The sequence below is a fragment of the Micromonospora globosa genome (assembly GCF_000717585.1).
Taxonomy (GTDB): domain Bacteria; phylum Actinomycetota; class Actinomycetes; order Mycobacteriales; family Micromonosporaceae; genus Micromonospora; species Micromonospora aurantiaca.
The window spans coordinates 1-1,354 of sequence record NZ_JNZR01000079.1 but is presented as its reverse complement, the minus strand read 5'-3'; the positions used below and the strand labels follow the sequence as shown (position 1 = coordinate 1,354).

Below are 1,354 nucleotides of genomic sequence, written 5' to 3'. Positions count from 1 at the left end.
CGGAGGAGGCTGTCGCCGAGTTGATCGGCGTGACCGGCGCGGCGGTGGACGTGGCGGCGGTGAACGGTCCGGCGTCGGTGGTGGTGTCGGGTGCCGCCGGCGAGGTGGCCTCGGTGGTGGCGACCGCTCGTGAGCGGGGTTGGCGGGTCAAGGAACTCTCGGTCAGTCACGCGTTCCACTCGCGGTTGATGGATCCGATGCTGGAGGAGTTCGCGTCGGTGGTGGCGGGACTGGACTGGCGGGTGCCGAAGATCCCGATCGTGTCGAACGTGACCGGCGCGGTGGCGGACGCCGTAGAGATCACCGAGCCCGGCTACTGGGTGCGGCACGTGCGGCAGCCGGTGCGCTTCGCCGACGGTGTGGCGGCGTTGCGGGCACAGGGGGTGGACACCTTCCTGGAAGTCGGCCCGGACGCGGTCCTCACCGCCATGGCCGCCGAGGCGGACACGGCCGACGACGTGCGGTACGTCGCCACGCTGCGCCGCAGCCAGCCCGACGTCACCACCCTCACCAGTGCCGCCGGGCAGCTCTGGGCCGCCGGCGTGGCCGTCGACTGGGCGGCGTACCTCGGCCAGACCGGCACCCGGCCGCGCGCGGTGGAACTGCCCACCTACGCCTTCGACCGGCAGCGCTACTGGCTGGAGGACCCCCAGCCCGGCTCGGCTCCGGAGCGGGCCGACGCCCCGTCCGACGAGGAGTTCTGGGCGGCGGTCGAGTCCGGGGACCTCGGCGTGCTGGGCGAGGATCTCGCCGTGGGCGCGGACGAGCCGTCCACGGCGCTGCTGCCCAAGCTCGCCCGGTGGCGGCGGGCGACGCAGCAGCGGGCGGTCGTCGACTCCTGGCGGTACCGGGCGACGTGGCGTACGGCCGCCGTGCCGGACTCCGCGACGTTGGCGGGAACCTGGCTGCTGCTGATGGCGCCCGGGCAGGAGGACCACCCGGTGGCCGCGGCGCTGGCTGCCCGGGCCGACCGGGCGGTCCCGGTGCTGGTCCCGGCCGGCGCCGACCGCGACCGGGTGGCGCGGCTCCTGCTGGAGGCGATGAGCTCAGACGCCCGGGACGCCCACGTGGTGTCCCTGCTGTCGCTGGCCGAGCCGCGGGAGGCCTCCCCGGTTCCGGCCGCCGCCGAGGTGTCGAGGGCGCTGGCCGTGGTGCAGGCGCTGACCGACGTCGGTGGGTCGGGCCGGTTGTGGTGGCTGACGCGCGGGGCGGTGTCGGTCGGCGGCTCGGACGAGCTGGCGGATGTCGCGGGTTCTGCGGTGTGGGGTTTGGGTCGGGTGGTGGGTTTGGAGGTGCCGTTGCGGTGGGGTGGTTTGGTGGATTTGCCGGGTGTGTTGGGTGGGGGTGTGTGGGG

Annotated in this window: 1 protein-coding gene; it reads left to right on the top strand. The window is 74.7% G+C overall.

What is annotated here, in order from left to right; genetic code table 11:
- On the top strand, nucleotides 1-1,354 hold a 1,354-nt coding region (locus tag IF06_RS32685), incomplete at both ends, for an acyltransferase domain-containing protein (RefSeq protein WP_036312084.1).